1 rRNA gene is annotated in these 1721 nt (G+C 55.8%); it reads right to left on the bottom strand.

The window, feature by feature from the left end:
- Nucleotides 1–80: 80 nt before the first annotated feature.
- Nucleotides 81–1721 (bottom strand): 23S ribosomal RNA (locus tag B0G52_RS35100); the annotation flags it as partial.

A 1721-nucleotide genomic window follows, 5' to 3' on the forward strand; every position in this document is an offset into this window, starting at 1 on the left:
GGCTTACGCCTTGAAAACTGGATGCGAACCAAGTGGAGCGAAGAAGAAGGTGAAGTGTCTTGCTTTGTCGTGTCATTCGTTAGGATAAGCCCTCGACCGATTAGTACTCGTCAGCTCCACACATTGCTGCGCTTCCACCCCGAGCCTATCAACCTGGTGTTCTTCCAGGGGTCTTACGAATTGGGAAATCTCATCTTGAGGCAGGCTTCGCGCTTAGATGCTTTCAGCGCTTATCCCTTCCGCACTTGGCTACCCAGCGGTGCTCCTGGCGGAACAACTGGTACACCAGCGGTGCGTCCATCCCGGTCCTCTCGTACTAAGGACAGCCCCTCTCAAATTTCCTACGCCCGCGACAGATAGGGACCGAACTGTCTCACGACGTTCTGAACCCAGCTCGCGTACCGCTTTAATGGGCGAACAGCCCAACCCTTGGGACCTACTTCAGCCCCAGGATGCGATGAGCCGACATCGAGGTGCCAAACCTCCCCGTCGATGTGGACTCTTGGGGGAGATAAGCCTGTTATCCCCAGGGTAGCTTTTATCCGTTGAGCGATGGCCCTTCCATTCGGTACCACCGGATCACTAAGTCCGAGTTTCCTCCCTGCTCGACTTGTAGGTCTCGCAGTCAAGCTCCCTTATGCCTTTGCACTCTTCGCGCGATTTCCAACCGCGCTGAGGGAACCTTAGAGCGCCTCCGTTACTTTTTAGGAGGCGACCGCCCCAGTCAAACTGTCCGCCTGACACGGTCCCTCTGCCCGATTCAGGGCAGCAGGTTAGAACTCCGATACGATCAGGGTGGTATCCCAACGGCGCCTCCACAGAGGCTTGCGCCCCCGCTTCATAGGCTCCCACCTATCCTGTACAGACCGTACCAAAGTTCAATATCAAGCTACAGTAAAGCTCCATGGGGTCTTTCCGTCACGTCGCGGGTAACCTGCATCTTCACAGGTACTAAAATTTCACCGGATCTCTCGTTGAGACAGCGCCCAAGTCGTTACGCCATTCGTGCGGGTCAGAATTTACCTGACAAGGAATTTCGCTACCTTAGGACCGTTATAGTTACGGCCGCCGTTTACTGGGGCTTCGGTTCACAGCTTCGGGTTACCCCTAACCACTCCCCTTAACCTTCCAGCACCGGGCAGGCGTCAGCCCGTATACTTCGCCTTACGGCTTCGCACAGACCTGTGTTTTTGCTAAACAGTCGCTTGGGCCTCTTCACTGCGGCCCCCTCGTGCTATTCACACTACCGGGGCACCCCTTCTCCCGAAGTTACGGGGTCATTTTGCCGAGTTCCTTAACGAGAGTTCTTCCGCGCGCCTTAGAATTCTCATCTCGCCCACCTGTGTCGGTTTACGGTACGGGCACCTTCTCCTGGCTAGAGGCTTTTCTTGGCAGCGTGGGTACACGACCTTCGGTACTGTGATTTTCCCTCCCCATCACCCTTCAAGGTTACAGTGTGCGGATTTGCCTGCACACCCCTCTTTGGGCTTGGACGAGCACATCCATCGGCTCGCGTCGCTTCCCTCCTGCGTCCCCCCATCGCTCATAACGGATTACGGTGGTACAGGAATTTCAACCTGTTGTCCATCGACTACGCCTTTCGGCCTCGCCTTAGGTCCCGACTTACCCTGGGCGGACGAACCTACCCCAGGAACCCTTAGGCTTTCGGCGGACAGGATTCTCACCTGTCTTTTCGTTACTCATACCGGCATTCTCACTTG

This window comes from Cohnella sp. SGD-V74, assembly GCF_003001675.1.
GTDB lineage: Bacteria > Bacillota > Bacilli > Paenibacillales > Paenibacillaceae > Cohnella.